This window comes from Deltaproteobacteria bacterium (genome assembly GCA_019310525.1).
Taxonomy (GTDB): Bacteria; Desulfobacterota; DSM-4660; order Desulfatiglandales; family HGW-15; genus JAFDEE01.
Map to the genome: position 1 here is coordinate 1 of JAFDEE010000035.1, position 17,182 is coordinate 17,182.

18 protein-coding genes and 1 other RNA gene are annotated in these 17,182 nt (G+C 52.9%); 10 read left to right on the top strand and 9 right to left on the bottom strand.

Annotation, left to right across the window (positions count from 1 at the left end; all coding sequences use genetic code 11):
- Positions 1–316 precede the first annotated feature (316 nt).
- On the top strand, positions 317–1,048 hold the full coding sequence (locus JRF57_08265; GenBank protein ID MBW2303689.1) for a methyltransferase: 732 nt from the start codon (positions 317–319) through the stop codon (positions 1,046–1,048).
- Positions 1,049–1,099: 51 nt separating this feature from the next.
- Here JRF57_08265 and JRF57_08270 read toward each other — a convergent pair whose 3' ends face one another.
- A complete protein-coding gene (locus tag JRF57_08270; protein MBW2303690.1) occupies positions 1,100–1,408 on the bottom strand; it encodes a DUF721 domain-containing protein in 309 nt (102 codons plus the stop codon).
- 490 nt (positions 1,409–1,898) lie between these two features.
- Here JRF57_08270 and hflK point away from each other — a divergent pair, with 490 nt between their 5' ends.
- The 3 genes from hflK to JRF57_08285 are packed head-to-tail and all read left to right on the top strand — an operon-like array spanning position 1,899 to position 4,401.
- Positions 1,899–2,939 carry an FtsH protease activity modulator HflK gene (gene hflK / locus JRF57_08275; GenBank protein MBW2303691.1) on the top strand — a complete coding sequence of 347 codons (1,041 nt, stop codon included), beginning with the start codon at positions 1,899–1,901 and terminating at the stop codon, positions 2,937–2,939.
- Positions 2,936–3,877, top strand: coding sequence for a protease modulator HflC (gene hflC, locus JRF57_08280; protein ID MBW2303692.1), 942 nt, complete (start codon positions 2,936–2,938; stop codon positions 3,875–3,877). Before hflK ends, hflC begins: the two co-directional genes overlap by 4 nt.
- Before the next feature lie 41 nt (positions 3,878–3,918).
- Positions 3,919–4,401 carry an amino acid-binding protein gene (locus JRF57_08285; GenBank protein ID MBW2303693.1) on the top strand — a complete coding sequence of 161 codons (483 nt, stop codon included), beginning with the start codon at positions 3,919–3,921 and terminating at the stop codon, positions 4,399–4,401.
- Positions 4,402–4,472: 71 nt separating this feature from the next.
- Here JRF57_08285 and recJ read toward each other — a convergent pair whose 3' ends face one another.
- From recJ to JRF57_08310, 5 genes are read right to left on the bottom strand one after another with little or no spacing between them, the layout of a single operon-like run.
- The gene (recJ, locus tag JRF57_08290) at positions 4,473–6,215 is read right to left on the bottom strand and encodes a single-stranded-DNA-specific exonuclease RecJ (GenBank protein ID MBW2303694.1); all 1,743 of its coding nucleotides are present in this window, start codon (positions 6,213–6,215) and stop codon (positions 4,473–4,475) included.
- A gap of 7 nt (positions 6,216–6,222) precedes the next feature.
- Positions 6,223–6,966, bottom strand: a complete 744-nt coding sequence (gene kdsB / locus JRF57_08295) for a 3-deoxy-manno-octulosonate cytidylyltransferase (GenBank protein ID MBW2303695.1) — start codon at positions 6,964–6,966, stop codon at positions 6,223–6,225.
- Positions 6,967–6,991: 25 nt separating this feature from the next.
- A complete protein-coding gene (gene queD / locus JRF57_08300; GenBank protein MBW2303696.1) occupies positions 6,992–7,363 on the bottom strand; it encodes a 6-carboxytetrahydropterin synthase QueD in 372 nt (123 codons plus the stop codon).
- A complete protein-coding gene (locus JRF57_08305; GenBank protein ID MBW2303697.1) occupies positions 7,351–7,647 on the bottom strand; it encodes a hypothetical protein in 297 nt (98 codons plus the stop codon). The genes queD and JRF57_08305 overlap by 13 nt, the downstream gene beginning before the upstream one ends.
- 5 nt (positions 7,648–7,652) lie before the next feature.
- Positions 7,653–7,817, bottom strand: coding sequence for a zinc ribbon domain-containing protein (locus JRF57_08310; GenBank protein MBW2303698.1), 165 nt, complete (start codon positions 7,815–7,817; stop codon positions 7,653–7,655).
- A gap of 246 nt (positions 7,818–8,063) precedes the next feature.
- Here JRF57_08310 and JRF57_08315 point away from each other — a divergent pair, with 246 nt between their 5' ends.
- The 5 genes from JRF57_08315 to JRF57_08335 all read left to right on the top strand — a co-directional run bounded on the left by JRF57_08315 (position 8,064) and on the right by JRF57_08335 (position 13,875).
- Entirely contained in the window at positions 8,064–9,251 is a 1,188-nt protein-coding gene (locus JRF57_08315) for a reductive dehalogenase (protein MBW2303699.1), read from the top strand.
- Positions 9,252–9,351: 100 nt separating this feature from the next.
- Positions 9,352–10,071 (top strand): FadR family transcriptional regulator, encoded by a 720-nt coding sequence (locus JRF57_08320; protein ID MBW2303700.1) that lies wholly within the window; start codon positions 9,352–9,354, stop codon positions 10,069–10,071.
- Positions 10,072–10,956: 885 nt separating this feature from the next.
- Entirely contained in the window at positions 10,957–11,988 is a 1,032-nt protein-coding gene (locus tag JRF57_08325) for a TRAP transporter substrate-binding protein (GenBank protein MBW2303701.1), read from the top strand.
- Between the two features lie 79 nt (positions 11,989–12,067).
- Positions 12,068–12,574: a TRAP transporter small permease gene (locus JRF57_08330; GenBank protein ID MBW2303702.1), complete on the top strand. Its 507-nt coding sequence runs from the start codon at positions 12,068–12,070 to the stop codon at positions 12,572–12,574.
- Positions 12,571–13,875, top strand: a complete 1,305-nt coding sequence (locus JRF57_08335) for a TRAP transporter large permease (protein MBW2303703.1) — start codon at positions 12,571–12,573, stop codon at positions 13,873–13,875. Before JRF57_08330 ends, JRF57_08335 begins: the two co-directional genes overlap by 4 nt.
- A 448-nt stretch (positions 13,876–14,323) precedes the next feature.
- Here JRF57_08335 and pgeF read toward each other — a convergent pair whose 3' ends face one another.
- From pgeF to JRF57_08350, 3 genes are all read right to left on the bottom strand, one after another.
- Positions 14,324–15,070, bottom strand: coding sequence for a peptidoglycan editing factor PgeF (gene pgeF, locus JRF57_08340; GenBank protein ID MBW2303704.1), 747 nt, complete (start codon positions 15,068–15,070; stop codon positions 14,324–14,326).
- Between the two features lie 145 nt (positions 15,071–15,215).
- An RNA gene (gene ffs, locus JRF57_08345) (signal recognition particle sRNA large type) lies at positions 15,216–15,476 on the bottom strand.
- 21 nt (positions 15,477–15,497) lie between these two features.
- Positions 15,498–15,773: an integration host factor subunit beta gene (locus tag JRF57_08350; GenBank protein MBW2303705.1), complete on the bottom strand. Its 276-nt coding sequence runs from the start codon at positions 15,771–15,773 to the stop codon at positions 15,498–15,500.
- Positions 15,774–16,478: 705 nt separating this feature from the next.
- On the opposite strand from JRF57_08350, the gene JRF57_08355 reads away from it, so the two are divergent.
- Positions 16,479–17,159 carry a (d)CMP kinase gene (locus JRF57_08355; protein ID MBW2303706.1) on the top strand — a complete coding sequence of 227 codons (681 nt, stop codon included), beginning with the start codon at positions 16,479–16,481 and terminating at the stop codon, positions 17,157–17,159.
- The last annotated feature ends 23 nt before the right edge of the window (positions 17,160–17,182 follow it).

A 17,182-nucleotide genomic window follows, 5' to 3' on the forward strand; every position in this document is an offset into this window, starting at 1 on the left:
GTCTCTCAGTAAGACGATTTTTCTCAGGGGCTATTCTCCTGCAAGGATTAGGCAGGTGGGTTTAACCCCTCCCCGAATGATCCCGTACCTTATAGAAGAGGCTGGGGGAGTGTCAAGGATTCCAAATTTTCTTGACAGGCTCCACCCATCTGGTAGGAAACAGAACCCTGGAAAGAGGGACCCGGGGAAACGCTGGCCTGTTTACGGCCTTCAGCCGGAGGCTTCTTCTTCCCCGGGGAGCTGATATCCCCTGCAAGGATATTGGAGGGAGGAACCCTGTGCCGGTGATTACCACTTTTTTCGAAAGGACCGCCCAATGGAATCGACTCCCATTTCCAGGGTGGACGTGAAGCCGAACGAAACCGTCGATGCCTTCCTGGATGGCCGCCTGCGTCTGATCCAATCCAGAAATGGATACCGGTTTTCGATCGATGCTGTTCTCCTTGCTGGATTCGTAACGTCCAAGCCGGGCGAGGTGATCGTCGACCTCGGGACCGGTTGCGGGGTCATTCCGCTCATGCTTCTTCTTACGCGTTCCATCTCCTATGCCGTGGGCGTTGAAATCCAACCGGACCTCGCCGACCAGGCCAGGAGAAATGCGCTGCTGAACGGGTACGGCGAGAGGATGGCCGTCGTTCTCGGGGATGCCAGACACGTCCCTATCAGGCCCCTCTCCGCCGACATCGTTCTGTGTAATCCTCCTTACCGCAAAAGGGACAGCGGGCGCATCAGCACCGACAGGGAGCGAGCCATAGCACGACATGAGATCAAGCTTTCCCTGGACGACATCCTGGAGGCCGCCAGGATGCTTCTCAGGCCGCGGGGAAGGTTCGCCATGGTCTATCCGGCCTTTCGGCTCGTTGACATGCTGGTCAGGATGAGGGCCTTCGGCCTTGAACCCAAGCGGATCCAGGTGGTCTATCCCGAACCCGAAACAGACTCAAAGCTGGTTCTGGTAGAGGCCGTCCCGGGAGGTGGGGTCGGGGTCAGGATCCTGCCTCCGCTCTTCGGACAGGGCGAGTTTTCCATCCCTGGAAAGGCCTTTTGAAGGCCTTCCTCCCGTCTCAGCAGGAGGACGAATTGCTAACAATATTCAGGTTCAAGGGTCTCCGAGCCTGAATTCGATCTTTTCTACGGCCTTTCGTCCCAGGTGGGTATTGATCTTTTCCTTGATTTGCTCTTCCATAAACCCCAATTCCTGGAGCCAGATGGGATCCGATACCTTGACTTTCAACTTTCCACCCTTGATCCAAACAGGCCGGGCATGTTCCGCAATGACAGAGCCTACGATATCTTCCCATCTTTTCCAGATAAGGGCGTCCGCGGGGTTGAAGGGGAGATCGGCTTCTCCCATCAGGCGGGTAAGGATATCCTTCAGGGATGTGAAGGGATTTTTTCTCGCGGACATAGATGAAAACCTCCTGTTTTATGATCCTGCTCAGGAACCACGATGATGGGTTATTTCTTGACGGATAACCAATATTCATACTATGCTAACATAATATCTAAATCTTGCATAAACAATCTTGAACCCGTAAAAATTCATTGAAATTCCCCCTAATAGGTCATAACTGGGTAAGGTGGAGTTCAGTCGATCGGAGAGAACAAAATAAAAAGTAATATTTTAAGATCGTTTACCCTTCGAGACCTTTGAAAAATGCTCAATTTTGGTCAAGTTCAAGGAAGGCGAAAATTTCAACCGCAGGAATACATTTAGTATTTTGAGGATTGAAATTTGAGCCTGACGCCGCAATTGAGCGTCGATTTTACCCTGGATCTGCTTCGTTATCGGCCGCTTGCGGCAGGAGAGTACAGCTGCGCGGTCGATGCCCTGAATCTTTGGCAAACTCGACGCTTGCAAGATTCAAGTAATACCTCATAAAATTACAGGTGTGCTTATGGCTTGGGATTGGGAGAAGCTGCAACAGCAAAAGAGACCGGGCGGCGGGTCCACACCGCCCCAGATGGATGAAATCATGCACAAATTCAGGGGGATGAGGGGAAAGATCCCGCCAATATGGGCTATCATCCTGGCTCTCATCCTCATCTACATCGGTTCTTCCTGCTTTTTTACCGTAAAAGTAGACGAAGTGGGAATCGTTCAGCGTTTTGGAAAGTATGTGCGAACCACTCCCCCGGGGCTGAATTTTAAACTCCCCCGGGGCATCGAGAAGGTGACCAAGGTCAAGGTGCTCTTCGTCTACAAAGAAGAGTTCGGTTTCAGGACCATCCGGGCAGGGGTGCGCACCCAATACGCTGCGGGTTCCGCATATCTCAACGAGTCCCTGATGCTCACCGGGGATCTTAACGTTGCTGTCGTGCCCTGGATTGTTCAGTATCGCATAAAGGACCCTTACAAGTATCTCTTCAAGGTTCGGGACGTCCGGGCGACCCTCCGGGATCTTGCCGAATCCAGCATGCGCCTCGTGGTAGGAGATCGAAGTATCGATGAGGTCATCAACAGGCGGGCGGAAATCGCGACCGAAGCGAGGGCGCACCTCCAGAAGGAGCTTGACGAGGCGGAGACGGGGATCAGCATCGCGACCATAGAGATGAAGAGAACAAACGTGCCCGAGCCCGTTCAACCTTCATGGAACGAGGTGAACCAGGCCGTTCAGGACAAGGAGAAGATGATCTACCAGGCCCGGGAGGAATACAACAGGGCCATCCCCCAGGCTCTGGGACGGGCCGAGAAGACCATCAAAGAGGCTGAAGGGTTCGCACTTGACCGCGTGAACCGGGCAAAGGGAGATGCGGCGAGGTTTCTGGCCCTTTACGAAGAATACCGGAAGGCCAAGGATGTTACCAAGAGACGCCTTTACCTGGAATCGCTCCGGGACATCTTCCCCAAATTAGGGAAGAAATTCATCATCGATTCAGATCTGAAGAACCTGCTTCCCTTGCTCAATTTGGGTCAGGGAAAAGGAGGCGAGCAATGAAAACCAAAGTCCTGATCATTCCGGTCGTCATTGCCATTATCGTCTTTTCGAGCTCCGTCTATGTGGTGGACGAGAGGGAACAGGTCGTTATCACTCAGTTCGGTAAGGCGGTGGGGAGGCCCATCACAGAGCCCGGGTTGAAATTCAAAGTCCCCATTATCCAGAAGGCCAACTTTTTCCCGAAACAACTCCTGGAGTGGGATGGAGATCCGGGCCAGATCCCGACTTTGGACAAGACCTTCATCTTCGTTGACACCTTCGCCCGGTGGAAGATCGTGGATCCCTTGAAGTTCTTTGAGACCGTCACCAATGTGGGGGGCGCCCTGGCCCGCCTGGACGATATCCTGGACTCGGCCGTCCGAAACTTTATCACTTCTTATCCCCTGATCGAGACGGTCAGGAAAAGCAACCGCAAGCTGGAATTCGAAATCGGAGCCAGCGATATGGAGAAAAAGGGTCTTCTTGGGAAGGTGACAACCGGGAGGGAGAAGATCGTCCGGGGGATCCTGAACGAGGCCCAGCCCAAGTTGGAGAAATTCGGCATCCAACTCGTGGACGTGAAAATCAAGCGGCTCAATTACGTGGAGGAGGTCCAGAGGTCTGTCTATGGCAGGATGATCGCGGAAAGGAAACAGATCGCAGAGAAGTTCCGTTCCGAGGGACAGGGAGAGGCCCGGAAGATAGAAGGTGAGATGGAGAAGGAGCTGAAGCGGATCACCTCAGGGGCTTACAGGAAGGCCCAGGAAATCAAAGGAAAGGCCGATGCAGAGGCGGCAATGATCTACGCACAGGCCTTCGGCAAGGATCCGGAGTTTTACTCCTTCTTGCAGACGCTGAAGATTTACAAGGAGGCCATGAACAAGGATTCCTCGATGATCATGACGACGAATTCGGAATTCTTGAAGTATTTCAAGGGATATCAAGAGAAGGAGCAATAGAAACCGTATCCTCCGGTGTCCCGTCCGAGAGGGAGGAGATTATGGTTAGGACGGAGATCCAGCTTTTTTTGCGAAACGCCCCGGGCGAATTGGGGAGCTTGGCGAGCACTCTGGCGGAGGAGGGGATCAATATCGACGCCCTGACCATCCAGGATGCATCAGCCTATGTGTGGGAACTCTTCAAGGCCAGGGGAAAATCCCTCAAGCGAATAGCACCCGCGGCCTCTTACGGGTCCATGCAGAAAGACTCGGCCGATTACGCCCTGATACGGCTTTTGGTCAACAACACGGACAAAGCGGTGGACCTTTTGTCCAAGGGAGGCTATATATTCGACCTGATGCCGGTGATCGCCCTGGAAATCGAAAACAGGCCCGGCACCCTGGCTGAAATGGCCCGTAAGTTCGGAGAGGAAGGTATAAATATCAACTACGTTTACGGGTCGGCCATGCCCCATGAAGAGAAGTCTCTTTTCGTATTCTCACCCGAAGACATCGAGTCCGCCGCTCAGATCTTCAAGGACTGATCTTCAGCCTGAAAATAAATCTTCACCCCCCGGGTTCGGCCTGCCCCACCTGGGGGGGTATATCCACCTTTTCAAGGTTTCCGCACCAGCCTTTTTGCATCTCCATTCCCGATCTCAAGATCGACCACCCGCAATTGAACCCTCCCGCGTCCCTGCCAATAGTGGATTCCAGGAGTATGGACCAGGTGTATGGAGGTGCCGATGTCCAGGGGATGATAGGGGGCGAGTCCGAAACCGATGGCCTCCCTGATTTCACCTGCCTGCCCGACCTTCAGCTTCAGGTGTCGTTCTCCCACGATGGCGGATTCAAGAACGGTCAGGCCGGGACTGTAAAACAAGGGTGAGGGATTCCCTGAACCAAAAGGAGACAGATCCTCCAACCGTTTCACCGTTTCGAGATCCAGGGCATGGAGCGGGACTTCCGCATCGATTTCCAGGCATGGGGCCGGCTCTGAATCTCCAAGGCTTTCCCAGGCCATGCGCTCTATTTCCTCCGAGAGGGTCCTGATGTTGGAGGTCTTGAGGGTCAACCCGGCGGCCCTGTCGTGTCCCCCGTAATGATCCAGCAGGTGGCTGACGCGGGCGAGGGCCCGGTGGAGACTGAAGCCTTCAATACTCCTGGCGGACCCTGTCGCCATACCGTCCTGCAAGGAAAGGAGCAGGACGGGCCGGTGATATTTTTCCATGAGCCGTGAGGCGACAATACCCAGGACCCCCTTGTGCCAACCCTTACCCGAAAAGAGGAGTGTTTTTCGGCCCTTGAGATCTGAAGTGGAAATATATTTCTCTTCGATTTCCTCAAAAATGGCCCGTTCCAAATCCTGCCTCATGGAATTCAATTTGCTCAGGTGCCTTGCCAGTTCGCGGGCAACGGAGAGCCGGTCGGTCGTGAGGAGCCGGATGCCGCTCCCGGCATCCCCCAACCTTCCCGATGCATTGATACGCGGGGCGAACTTGAAGGCAAGGTCGTCGGATCCAAGGGAAGAGGGATCTATGCCGGTGATCTCCCTGAGGGCCTCGAAACCGGGTCGGTGGAAGGTTTTCATCCTCTCGATTCCTGTCTTGGTCAGGACCCTGTTCAGGCCCACCAGAGGGACCATGTCTGCGATAGTCCCCAGGGCGACCAGGTCAAGGAAAGCCCGCAGGTCCGGTTCCGCGCGATGTTTGAACCAGCCGCATTTTCTGAGCTTTCTTCTCAGGGCGATCGCGAGGAAAAAGGCTACTCCGACCCCGCAGAGGGGCCCGAAGGGAGAGGAAGAGCCGTTTCGATGGGGATTGACAAAGGGGCACTCGATCTGAAAATCATCGGGAACCTGGTGATGATCCGTGATCACCATGTGGAGATCAAGCCTCTCGGCAAGTTCAATCTCCTCCCTGTCTCCTGTACCGCAATCCACGGTGATCACCACTCCGGCCCCGGCCATGGAAATCTTGCGGATTGCTTCCCTGTTCAGCCCGTGTCCCTCCTCGAGACGGTCAGGGACATAATAAGAGACGGGAATGCCAAGCCTGGAGAAAAGGTTGAGGAGGAGTGCGGTGGCCGTCAGACCATCGGCGTCGTAATCTCCGTAAATGGTGATCCGCTGTCGGTGCTCAATCGCATAAATGATCCTTTCAACGGCCCGGTCCATGTCGACGAGCAGGCTCGGGTCTGTGATCTCCGAGAGCCTGGGATTGAGAAAATCTCTGGCGGATGCTTCCTCAGAGATGCCGCGGTTGATGAGGACCTGGGCCGCCGGGAGAGGGAGATCCATGCGTTGCGCCAACAGGGGGGCCAATGGGGAGAGTGGTCGGAGTTTCCAGATCTTGGTCATCTTGCGGCTAGGAATCCGAATGGGACATGAGCTTTTCCACCTTGCCGATGTCCGCGGGTGTATCAACTTCGATTGAGTCGTGGGCGGTCTCCACCACCTTGATCCTGTACCCATACTCCAGGGCTCGGAGTTGCTCCAATTTCTCGGCGGATTCCAGGCGGCCTACCGGGAGCCGGGTAAAGGTCCTTAGGAAGGACATGCGATAGGCGTAAATGCCTATGTGCTTGTAATGTTCCCAATGTGAAGTATCGTCCCGGAAAAAAGGGATCGGTGATCTGGAAAAATAGAGGGCGTGTCCCTTACTGTCGGTTACGACCTTGACGTGGTTGGGGTTTGAGAGTTCTTCCGGATCCTCAATCCTGCATTTAAGGGTGCTCATGGGGAGATCCCTGTCCCGGCGCAAGGGCTCCACAAGGGCCGGGATGAGGGATGGGTGAAAGAGGGGTTGATCTCCCTGGATGTTGACGATGATATCGTCGTCCGCTGTCCCCAAAATTTCCGCAGCCTCGGCAATGCGATCCGTTCCGGAGGGGTGGCCTTTCCCGGTCAAAATGGCTCGGCCGCCGAAACCCTGGACACAACGAATGATACGCTCGTCATCCGTCGCAATGGAAATTTCATTCACTTCCCCGCATGCAAGGGCCCGCTGATACACGTGCTGGATCATGGGCAGTCCCTGTATGAGGGCCAGGGGTTTTCCAGGAAAACGGGTGGACCCGTACCTTGCAGGAATCAATACTATTGTTTTCATGGGTCGTTTGGGGGCCTGAAATGCCTCAGGGCTCCATGTAAGTGGCACAGGCTGTTTCCGATTCCCACGCCGAGACCCAGGAGACCCTGACTTGATCATTGTTGAGTTTTCGGGACAGAGCTTCAAAAATGAAGCGGGCGATGTTTTCCGAGGAGGGATTTACGGTCTGAAAGGCCTCCAGTTCATTCAGGAATTCGTGGTCCAGGCCATCGAGCACTTCATCGGTGGCTTTTTTGATCTCCCTGAAATCCAGGAGGAGTCCGTTCTCGGCCAGTTGGTGTCCCGATACGGCTACTTCAACCTTCCAATTATGACCGTGCAACTTTTCGCACTTTCCGGCGAATTCCCTGAGTTGGTGGGCCGCCGCGAAATGGGTGACGATCTTCAATTCGTACACCGGGGGTCCTCCTCTTCCCCTCCGGACTCCCCGGACGGATCGGCCGAATAAGGTTTCCCGCACTCCGTGCACCTTCCATCAACTATAATCCCCGTGCAGGTGCCGTCGGGACACAGGACCCTGTTTTCTATATCAAAGGGGTCCGACTGCTCCGCCGGGTGGTCGTCCGTCTCCACGAACTTGGCACCGCAAAACATGCAAAACCGGCCGACTAAGGGAACGGACCGACCGCACTCCCGGCAAATCTTTCCTGATATTTCTTCTTGGCAATGGGGGCAATGCATTGGCTTTAGCTCTTTTTTGAGGTCTGAACCTGAAAAGGAGTAATCTGCTGCTTAACCTTGGCACTTTTACATTTTGGACACCTGAATTTGGTCTTTTCATATTCGGAGACAGTCATGGTCATTGAAAACTTCTTGTTGCATTTTTCACATTTGAAATCATAGGTAGGCATGGCAAGTCTCCTTTCAAGAAATAAAATTTCTTGTCGACCAAATCATATTGATTTTCACACCTTTGTCAATACCTATGGAAAGATCGGCCGCCTGCAGTCAGACTCCATACGGCGTCCGGTGAGCAATCCCTTGAATTACATGGACCCGAAAAGAGAGACCGGAGAAAAAATTTTGCTTGACAAATGGGCCTGGTTACCATAAAAGCAGACATGTAATAAGTCTGACATAAGGTGGAGGATTATCCCATGGGCATTGTGACGACTTACCAGCGGGCATTCAACGGAAAACGACTGGATCCTTACCCCGTGGAGATCCTGAAAAGGGTGGATCGACCGACTACGATCGTCAGGGAGGACCAGGTACAGAGGGTGGACGAGCGGGAGAGCGGATTTAACAGGGCATTGAGGGGGGATTTCGGCCCCCAACTTTCAAAGGAGCGGCATCGCTTCGTATCCAAACATCCCCTTTCCGCCTCTCTCGTGAACATGCAGTTCGTTTTGAGCGAAATCGTGGACGGGATGGTCGCGGCCCAAAAAGCGCCTCTACCGGAAGATCCAAAAATCATGGCCCGGCATATAAAGGAAACGGCCTATTTTTTAAGGGCGGATCTCGTCGGGATCTGTGAATTGCCTCCCTATGCCGTATACAGCCATAGCATGCAGACCGGTGAACCTGTGGAACTCAATCACAAGTATGCCATCGCAATCGTGGTCGACCAGGATTGGAAAACGGCCCGGGCGACCGTGGGGAATGACTGGATCAGTAATTCCATGAGCTTCCTGGCCTATTCCACCTCAGGGTTCATCGCCTGTATTCTTGCAGATTATATAAGAAGACTGGGGTACCCTGCCAGGGCCCATCATGCCCGGAACTACCAAGTGGTCGTTCCTCCTATCCTGTTGATGGCTGGGCTCGGTGAGGTTTGCAGGATCGGCGACATCGTTTTGAATCCATTCCTCGGTCCCAGGTTCAAGGCCTCCGTGGTGACCACAGACCTCCCCCTTGCCGTAGACAAACCGATCGATTTCGGGCTCCAGGATTTCTGTTCCAAGTGCGGAAAGTGTGCCCGTTATTGTCCTTCGGGGGCCATCAGCTTCGGGGACAAGGTCATGTACAACGGATACGAGAAATGGCCCAACGACGTCGAAAAATGCACCCGGCAACGGGTGGGAAACAAGACAGGGTCCGGGTGCGGGGTCTGCGTCGCCGTCTGTCCCTGGAACAAACCCTATACTCCCTTTCACCGCTTCGTGCAGTGGAGCATGAGAAATATTCCCTGGACCCGCCGGTTCGCTGTGTGGGGTGACGATCTTTTGGGGTATGGCAAACCGAAAAAGGAGTACAAGTGGTGGTTGGATTTGGAAGAGGTGGACGGCGTTTTGAGGGTTCCTGAGAAGGCCGGATACCGAGGAGATCATAAGCCCCCGAAATAGTCCCGGTTGACAAGATCCACCTGGACGGGTAAGGGTAAAAGAGGGTGTTTTTCAATGATTCCATGGGCTTTGAAATCGCTTCAAGGGAAATATGTCTACCATGACGGAAACGATGTTTAGACCTCTAAAGAAAAGGCGTTATTCTGACCAAATCGCCGAGATGATCCAGGAAAGGATCTTCAACCAGCACCTGAAAATCGGAACCAATCTTCCCTCTGAACAAGAGTTGGCACAGGAATTCCAGGTAAGCCGGTCTGTAGTCAGAGAGGCCTTGCGTATCCTGGAGATATCGGGTTTGGTCAAGATAAAAAAGGGCCCCGCGGGGGGCATTTTCGTCTCCAACGGTTACCGCCGTCCCATCAGGAAGTCCCTCAAGTACATGGTCGCTTCAGGAGAGGTGACCATTGAACACCTCTTCGACGTCCGCTTGCTGATCGAACCCCATGTCGCCGGAGAGGCGGCCCTTCATGCCAGCCGGGAGGACCTGGAAAAACTGGAGGCCCTGTTTAAGGAGTGTGAAGCCCACCAGAATGATCCGGTCCTGTTAAAAAAGAACAACCTCAATTTTCATTTGCTCCTGGCAGGGGCATCGGGAAATCCGCTGTTTTCCATTCTCCTTGAGGCCGTATTCGAACTTCTCATCGAGAGCACCCTGGATTTCTTTGATCTTGCCCTTGAGAGGCATTTTTACCGGGTCCATCAGAAGATATTCGAGGTCATTTCCAGGAAGGAGCCGGAGGAGGCTGCAAGGCTCATAAAGGAGGATATCCTGGATGTAATGGAAAAGATCAGGTCCCATAAGAAAGGCGTTGAGGAGTAAAGGATATTGGGGCCAGGTGGACACAATTTTTTGTCGCATGCCCGCAGATTTTTGTCATGTTGACAATTTTTTGTGATACAACCTGAGCGTTTGAAAAGGTTGAACTCCCGTTTTTCCGAGAACTTGCAGGGGGCGGTGGGATTGGCATGCATCATGAATTAATTAAAAGTTTAAACTGAATTATCAAGCTCCTTGGGGAAAAGGGCCATTTATGGATGGGCACGAAATTAAGGATTTTTCCCATGGAGCAAACCTCCATTGAAAGGAAACCCTGCAAAACCACCAAGATAGTCCTGGTGACAAGAACCATTTGAGACCTTTGCAAACCGCCTGACGTTGTTCAACTTTCCGCCTTCGCCACGGCTATGGCGGACAAGTTGTGTCAGGCTCAAACCGGAGAGCTGCTCGAAGGGTGAAGCCCTGAGGTCGCGTGCAAAGAAATTTCAATCCTCGAAATACTTAATTTATTCCAGTGGTGGAAATTCTTATCTTCATCTGACTTTGAACAGAATTGAAGGTTTTTCAAAGGTCTCCATTTATGAGTGTGCTGGCATATCCACTGTCCAAGAATTCCAAATCGAGATAAAGAACAAGGCCACAAACCGTAAGCGACTGATTTCCCGAGTCCGAGTGTTGTAAAGTCCAAGCCCTCGGTGTGCCTAAACAAAGGGGAATCGGGGGAGTATTTCAGTTCCGTAATGCCGTGGGCCTGGGCAAGGAGGCAGTCCCCGGACCTAAGATTTCGGCGGGCGAAATATTTTTATTGATTCAAGCGAGGGAGGTGAGAGATGGAAAGGTTGTTTTGATTCACGATTCGTGAGAGGGAAGAAACGGGGTAAAAGCCTGCTCCATGGGAAGCAAATTATTTAACAGTAAAGGAGGGCAATGATGAGAAAGGCATTCGTGATTGGTCTTTTAATTGTGCTGGTCGTAGGCGGGATGGTGATAGGCCGGACCCAGGAGGTCATGGCGAAGACCATCGAGCTGAAACTGGCCCACTTCATGTCCCCGATGCATGTTCAGCATCGCAAGTCCTTCGTCCCCTTTGCCGAGAAGGTGGAAAAGTTGACTGGTGGACAGGTCAAGATCAAAATCTTTCCCGGAGGCGCCCTCGGGGGACCCAAACAACTGCCCGATGCGGTCAAGGCGGGCATAACCGACATGGCCTTCATCATTCCTTCATATACCACGGGCCGATTCCCCAGAATGGCTGTCCTGGACCTTCCCTTCATGGTCGAGAGTGCTACACATGCCACCAAAGTGATCTACGACCTGTTTGACAAGTACCTCGCTGAGGATTTCAAGGATTACAAGGTGCTGTGGTTTTATTCATGCGGGGCCGGCCAGTTACATTCTGCAACAAAGCCCATCAGGAAGGTGAGCGACCTGAAGGATATGAAGATGCGTGCTCCTTCTGCTTACATGAGCAAGGCCTTGAAGCTCATGGGCTCGACCTCGGTCGGCATGCCTATTTCGGAATTGACTATATCCTTGCAGAAAGGGGTCATTGACGGGATGTTGACACCCTTCAGCGCCATTCCCGACTTCAGGTTGTGGGATCTGGTCAAGTATGTGACCCATGTCAATATGTATGTATCCCCCATGGCCGTGGTGATGAACAAAGAGAAGTTTAATTCCCTTCCCGCCGAGGCAAGAAAGGCTATAGATGAGGCGTCGGGAAGACAGTGGGGGTTGCACGCGGCCCAGGTGTACGACCAGGAAGACCAGGAGGTCGTGGATAAGATCAAGCAAGGGAGCAAGATCAAACTCATCGAGCTTTCCGATGGCGAAAAGCAGGCATTTGTGAAACACCTTGCGGTCATGAAGACCGACTGGGTGAAGGAGATGGCCAAGAAGGGACTTCCCGGCAAGGAACTCCTGGATGCCGCCCATGCCTCTGCTGAGAGAAATAAGTAATGGAGTGTTTCTTATGTAATTAAAGCGGGAAGGGGCCGATTCACGGTCCCTTCCCGCAAGGAAAGGGCTTGCGCGTGTTATGAAAGACAAGGGATTGAGTCGATGGATCGAGGGCTGGGTGTATCCGGTTTCCAGGGTCATGAATCGGATTGCCTCGATCGCCCTTTTCGTAATGATGGTATTGACAATGGTGGATGTTTTCGGGAGAAAGGTCTTCAGCCATTCGATTCACGGGGCTGTCGAACTCACGGAATTCCTGCTGGTGATCCTCATCTTTTTCTCCCTTGCACAGACCGAGGTTCGGAATGGTCACGTACAGATCGACCTCATCTTGTCGAAGTTCGGGAAGCGGGTTCAGGGGGTGGTAAACGCTATAACCCAGCTTTCCGGATCTGTTTTATGCGGGCTGATTACCTGGTCGACATTTCTTTATGCCGAAAAGATGCGGCTTTCCGGAGAGGTATCACAGGATCTCTGGATCCCGAAATTCCCCTTTGTCTATGTGGTGGCATTGGGTTGCGGGATTCTGGCCTTCACTCTTTTGGTGAACTTTTTCACTTCGTTGTCAAAGGTGGTTAAGTCATGAGTCCGGTCGTAGTAGGCGTCGCGGGGATTATATTGTTGCTGGTATTGATTTCCATGCGGATGCAGATCGGTCTCAGCATGGCCCTGGTGGGTTTCTTGGGATTCGGGATCCTGGTCTCGATGAAACCGGGATTTACACTCCTGGGAATGGAGCCGTTCAAGATCGGGGCCAGTTACGGCCTGACAGTGATTCCCCTTTTCATCCTCATGGGTCAGTTCGCCAATTACTCCAACATGGGCACGGAGATCTACCAGACGGTGTATCGTTGGGTCGGTTTCCTGCCCGGGGGGCTGGCCATGGCCACTATCGGGGCGTGCGGCGGGTTCGCCGCGATCTCGGGGTCTTCCCTCGCATCAGCCGCGACCATGGGAATGGTGGCCCTGCCGGAGATGAAACGGTTCAAGTACGATGATGCTCTCGCCACGGGATGTATCGCGGCAGGGGGAACCCTCGGGATTCTGATTCCACCGAGCACAGTGATGATCATTTACGGTATCCTGACGGAACAATCCATCGGAACCCTGTTCATCGCCGGCGTACTTCCCGGGATCTTGCTCATAGGCCTCTTCATCTTCTCAATTTTCCTCCTGACCCGGTGGAAGCCGGATCTCGCCCCTCCGGGTCCCAAATTCAGCATGAGGGAAAAGATCCATTCTCTCAAGGATACATGGAGCATCCTTTGCCTCTTTCTCTTGGTAATCGGGGGATTGTACGCGGGATGGTTCACCCCCACGGAGGCAGCCGGTGTGGGGGCTTTCGGGGCTTTTCTCATTACGATTTTGAAAGGACGCCTCAACTGGGAGAGCCTCAAGGGATCCCTCGCCCAGACGACCTTGACCACGGCCATGGTCTTTCTCATCCTGATCGGGGCCCACATTTTCGGCTACTTCCTCACTGTCAGCCAGATACCCGATCAGCTTTCCGGGCTGGTCGTGGGGGCCGGGTTGAATCGATACGTAGTGCTGGCCTTGCTGGTCCTTGCCTATATCATCCTGGGGTGTTTCATGGAGGGGCTGGCCATCATGGTCCTAACCATACCCATCGTTTATCCCATGATCATCACTATGGGTTTCGATCCCATCTGGTTCGGGGTGATTATCACATTGGTCATGGAAATGAGCCTGATTACTCCACCGGTTGGGATCAACGTGTTTATCATCAGCGGGATCACCAAAGAGGTTCCGATGGAAACCATATTCAAGGGTGTAATCCCCTTCTGGTTTTCCATGCTTGTGTGCATCATACTGCTCTGCGCTTTCCCTGGAATCGCCCTATGGCTTCCAACGACCATGGGGGGCTGAGAGTGGGGCTGACTGTGTAAATCCCATACGCCCGAGGAAAAAAAGCGGAAACCCGGTTTAACAACGACCCGGTTTCCACTTTTTTTTTCGCCTGCGTTTGCCTTGCCTCAGCTGCGCTCGCTACGTTTTTCAACGACCTGTTAATGTCCCAATCTGGGAATGGGGAACCTCGGGCCTTCAGGCGAAAACTTTAGTCGGATCGTTTTTTTGAGTAGGGTCAAGGATTCAAGGGGTCCAGGGTTCGAGTGAGAAATCGGGATTTGAGAAAAGATGATTTTCAACTGACCCCTTGACAAATGCCTTCTCATGAAAGTCATTTCAGAAAAGGGCCATCGGCCCTTGCTCGAACTATCCTTCCAGGCAGAAAAGGACCGAAAACATCAAGCCTTGGTACTTGAATTTCAACTGTAACTGAACCTCTTGAGCAGGAGTGACAAATGGGCCTTTTTCAAAGGTCTTTAAGCATTATCAGGGTTGCGAACCGTCCTGTGGTTCCTTCCCCTCGGTAGGAAAAGAATAGATCGGTTCTGCATCTGGTGCAGAGTCCCGCCACTTCGATGTGGTTTTCTTCAAGCCCCGCCTCGATGAGTTGAAACCGACTGATTTCCCAAAGGTTGAAATAATTCTCTCTGACCATGAAGGGCCTGAATTCCTTTGGAAAGATCTCCTCATGGGTTACGAATTCGGCGCAGCACGGCCCAAGGGAAGGCCCGATACCAGCCAGGATTTCGGCCGGGTTGCACCCGAATTCCTTTCTCATTGTTTCCACCACGGCCCCGAGGATGTTTTGCCGGTTACCCCTCCAACCGCAATGCACATTGGCGATGACCCTTCGGGAGGGATCATAGAGCAATACGGCCTGGCAGTCGGCCTGTTTCACCATCAGGGCGATTCCTTCACCGTCCGTGATCAGGGCGTCTCCCTGCAGAGGTTCCGGAAGTGGCGCCCTTGTCGCTTTTCCTTTCAGGACCAGGATTTCCTTACCGTGTACCTGGTCCATGAAGGCGAGGGCCCTTGCATGCAGGATATCCTTGATCCTCCTGAGATTCTCCCGGACCCGCCCGGGATCGTCTCCGTTTCCGAAGGCGGTATTCAGGGTATGAAAAGGGGGACGGCTCACACCGCCGTGTCGTGTGAAAACCGCATGGTTCAATCCCTCACAAGGGGAAAGGACCGAGAATTGAAACAAGGGAATCCTGGAAGGGGGTTCCGTTGCTTCTGAACCGGGAGGGGGCTGGAGGAGGGGCGGGAGGGGCACTTGTTTCAAGTTCACGGCTTAGCGATGCTGGAGGTGAAATTTAAAGAGTCGGCTGGATCCATAAAAATAAAAAAGACCTTGGCCGTGCATCCCCATTCGAGCGACCTGTTTCCTGCTTTCATCGCCCGGAGAGTAAGGTAGATATCATCACGACACAGCCGGCTTTGCTTACCGCTGCTTCCTTCCGGACCTGACGGGGTTCACAAACGTCTGTCACGTGAGGTCCACCTTCTCTCCCAGGTAATGGAAAAGCAAGACCGGGGGCCGTTCTCCTGGAGGACTTTCGACCCCGCATAAGCGGATTTCGGGTAACAGGGCACCGCTAGCTCCCCGTCTAGCACGACCAAGGCCCCATCAGGCGATGCTAAATGTCGACCCTGTCTTTAAGTTCCTTGCCCACCTTGAAGAAGGGGAGTTTTTTGGCGGCCACGTTGATCACTTCGCCCGTTTTGGGGTTCCGTCCCTGGTAGCCTTCGTAATTTTTTATCTTGAAACTCCCGAAACCCCTGATCTCCACCCTTTCGCCCCGGGCCAACGCCTTTTCCATGTCTCCGAAAACAGTGTTGACCACTTCCTCGGCCTTCTTCAGTGCAAGGTTCTCTTCTTTGGCTAGTGCCTCGATGAGTTGGGACTTGTTCATGAGTTTACTCTCTTATAACTGATGAATTTCCTATGTGAGTTGATGTTAACAATCCTGCCAGGAAAACTGGTTTGAATCCCGATCAGGTTGAAATTTCAAGAAAATAATGAATTTTGGCCTGTAAGTCAAGTATAAACCTCCCTGAGTGGGCTCGATCAGTACTGCCTGTTCCCACAAGGAGTAAAGATAGTGATAACATCTTAAAATATCAAACTTTTTTAATCCAGCATAAAAGCCCTTGCTTGCAGGACCAAGGCTTAAACGCTGGAATTAAAACTAGTGCCCATCCATAAATGGCCCTTTTCCCCAATCTTCCGCCTTCGTTATGGCTACGGCGTGACAAGCGGCGTCAGGCTCAGATTTTAATCCTCGAAATACTTCAATGTATGGTGCCTCTGCCGCTTGTCATCCTAAGCGGGGTGGTTGAAATCTTCGCCTTCCTTGACCTTGAACAAAATTGCCTATTTATGGATGGACACAAACTAATGATTTCATGGTGGCGGGTGTTTTCCAGACAAGGGCGAGCGGACCCAATTCCTTCCTTTTGAGAAGGAGTCGAGCATGTCCAGGGCTTGTCCGCCTCATCTGAAACAGCATTTTTTGGGTTTCTATCGTGAAATACCTTGATATTTCTTGATACTTTGGTATAAAAACCGAACGGGATCCGGTCGTGCTCCGTTTGCCGGTTCCTTAAACCTGAAATCGATGTCCAGAAAAATCGTTACCATTGACGGCCCGGCGGGCTCCGGGAAGAGTACCGTAAGTCGATTACTTGCTGAAAGACTTGGGGTGTTGTATCTCGATACCGGGGCCATGTACCGGGCCGTAGCGCTTCAGGCAAAAAGATTGGGGATGGAGCCTGACGAGGAAAAAGAGATCGGAAGGATCTGTCGGGACCTTGATATAAGATTCCAGGACGACGGTAACGGACTTCGGATTTTGTTGGGAGATGAAGACGTCTCCCAGGCCATTCGAACTCCCGAGATGGATCTTTGGGCTTCCAGAGTGTCCGCCCTCGGCGAGGTAAGGGCGGCCATGGTGGAACTGCAGCGAAAGATCGGGAGGGCGGGGTCATTGGTGGCAGAGGGAAGAGATATGGGGACAGTCGTCTTCCCTGAAGCGGATTACAAGTTTTTTCTAACAGCTCCACTTGAAGTGAGGGCATGGAGGCGTTACAAGGAGCGCCTCGAGAGGGGGGAAAGGGTGAGCGAAGAGGAGGTGCTTGCCGAGCTGGAAAAGAGGGATACCTGGGACCGAACTCGCTCCATCGCCCCCCTTCGTCCTGCCGCAGATGCCGTCATTATTGATACGAGTGATTGGAGCGCGGTGGAGGTGGTGGAGCAGGTGTTGAAAAATATGGAGGAAAGAGGGCCCTGTGGATCATGAGACTGAAGGGGATGGCCCGATTT

Coding starts and splice junctions, on each gene's coding strand:
- JRF57_08270 (MBW2303690.1), bottom strand. CDS start 1,408: ATGTCCGCGAGAAAAAATCCCTTCACATCCCTGAAGGATATCCTTACC.
- JRF57_08325 (MBW2303701.1), top strand. CDS start 10,957: ATGATGAGAAAGGCATTCGTGATTGGTCTTTTAATTGTGCTGGTCGTA.
- JRF57_08315 (MBW2303699.1), top strand. CDS start 8,064: ATGGGCATTGTGACGACTTACCAGCGGGCATTCAACGGAAAACGACTG.
- recJ (MBW2303694.1), bottom strand. CDS start 6,215: ATGACCAAGATCTGGAAACTCCGACCACTCTCCCCATTGGCCCCCCTG.
- JRF57_08310 (MBW2303698.1), bottom strand. CDS start 7,817: ATGCCTACCTATGATTTCAAATGTGAAAAATGCAACAAGAAGTTTTCA.
- JRF57_08265 (MBW2303689.1), top strand. CDS start 317: ATGGAATCGACTCCCATTTCCAGGGTGGACGTGAAGCCGAACGAAACC.
- JRF57_08330 (MBW2303702.1), top strand. CDS start 12,068: ATGAAAGACAAGGGATTGAGTCGATGGATCGAGGGCTGGGTGTATCCG.
- JRF57_08350 (MBW2303705.1), bottom strand. CDS start 15,773: ATGAACAAGTCCCAACTCATCGAGGCACTAGCCAAAGAAGAGAACCTT.
- JRF57_08335 (MBW2303703.1), top strand. CDS start 12,571: ATGAGTCCGGTCGTAGTAGGCGTCGCGGGGATTATATTGTTGCTGGTA.
- JRF57_08320 (MBW2303700.1), top strand. CDS start 9,352: ATGACGGAAACGATGTTTAGACCTCTAAAGAAAAGGCGTTATTCTGAC.
- hflK (MBW2303691.1), top strand. CDS start 1,899: ATGGCTTGGGATTGGGAGAAGCTGCAACAGCAAAAGAGACCGGGCGGC.
- JRF57_08355 (MBW2303706.1), top strand. CDS start 16,479: ATGTCCAGAAAAATCGTTACCATTGACGGCCCGGCGGGCTCCGGGAAG.
- kdsB (MBW2303695.1), bottom strand. CDS start 6,966: ATGAAAACAATAGTATTGATTCCTGCAAGGTACGGGTCCACCCGTTTT.
- JRF57_08285 (MBW2303693.1), top strand. CDS start 3,919: ATGGTTAGGACGGAGATCCAGCTTTTTTTGCGAAACGCCCCGGGCGAA.
- JRF57_08305 (MBW2303697.1), bottom strand. CDS start 7,647: ATGCATTGCCCCCATTGCCAAGAAGAAATATCAGGAAAGATTTGCCGG.
- hflC (MBW2303692.1), top strand. CDS start 2,936: ATGAAAACCAAAGTCCTGATCATTCCGGTCGTCATTGCCATTATCGTC.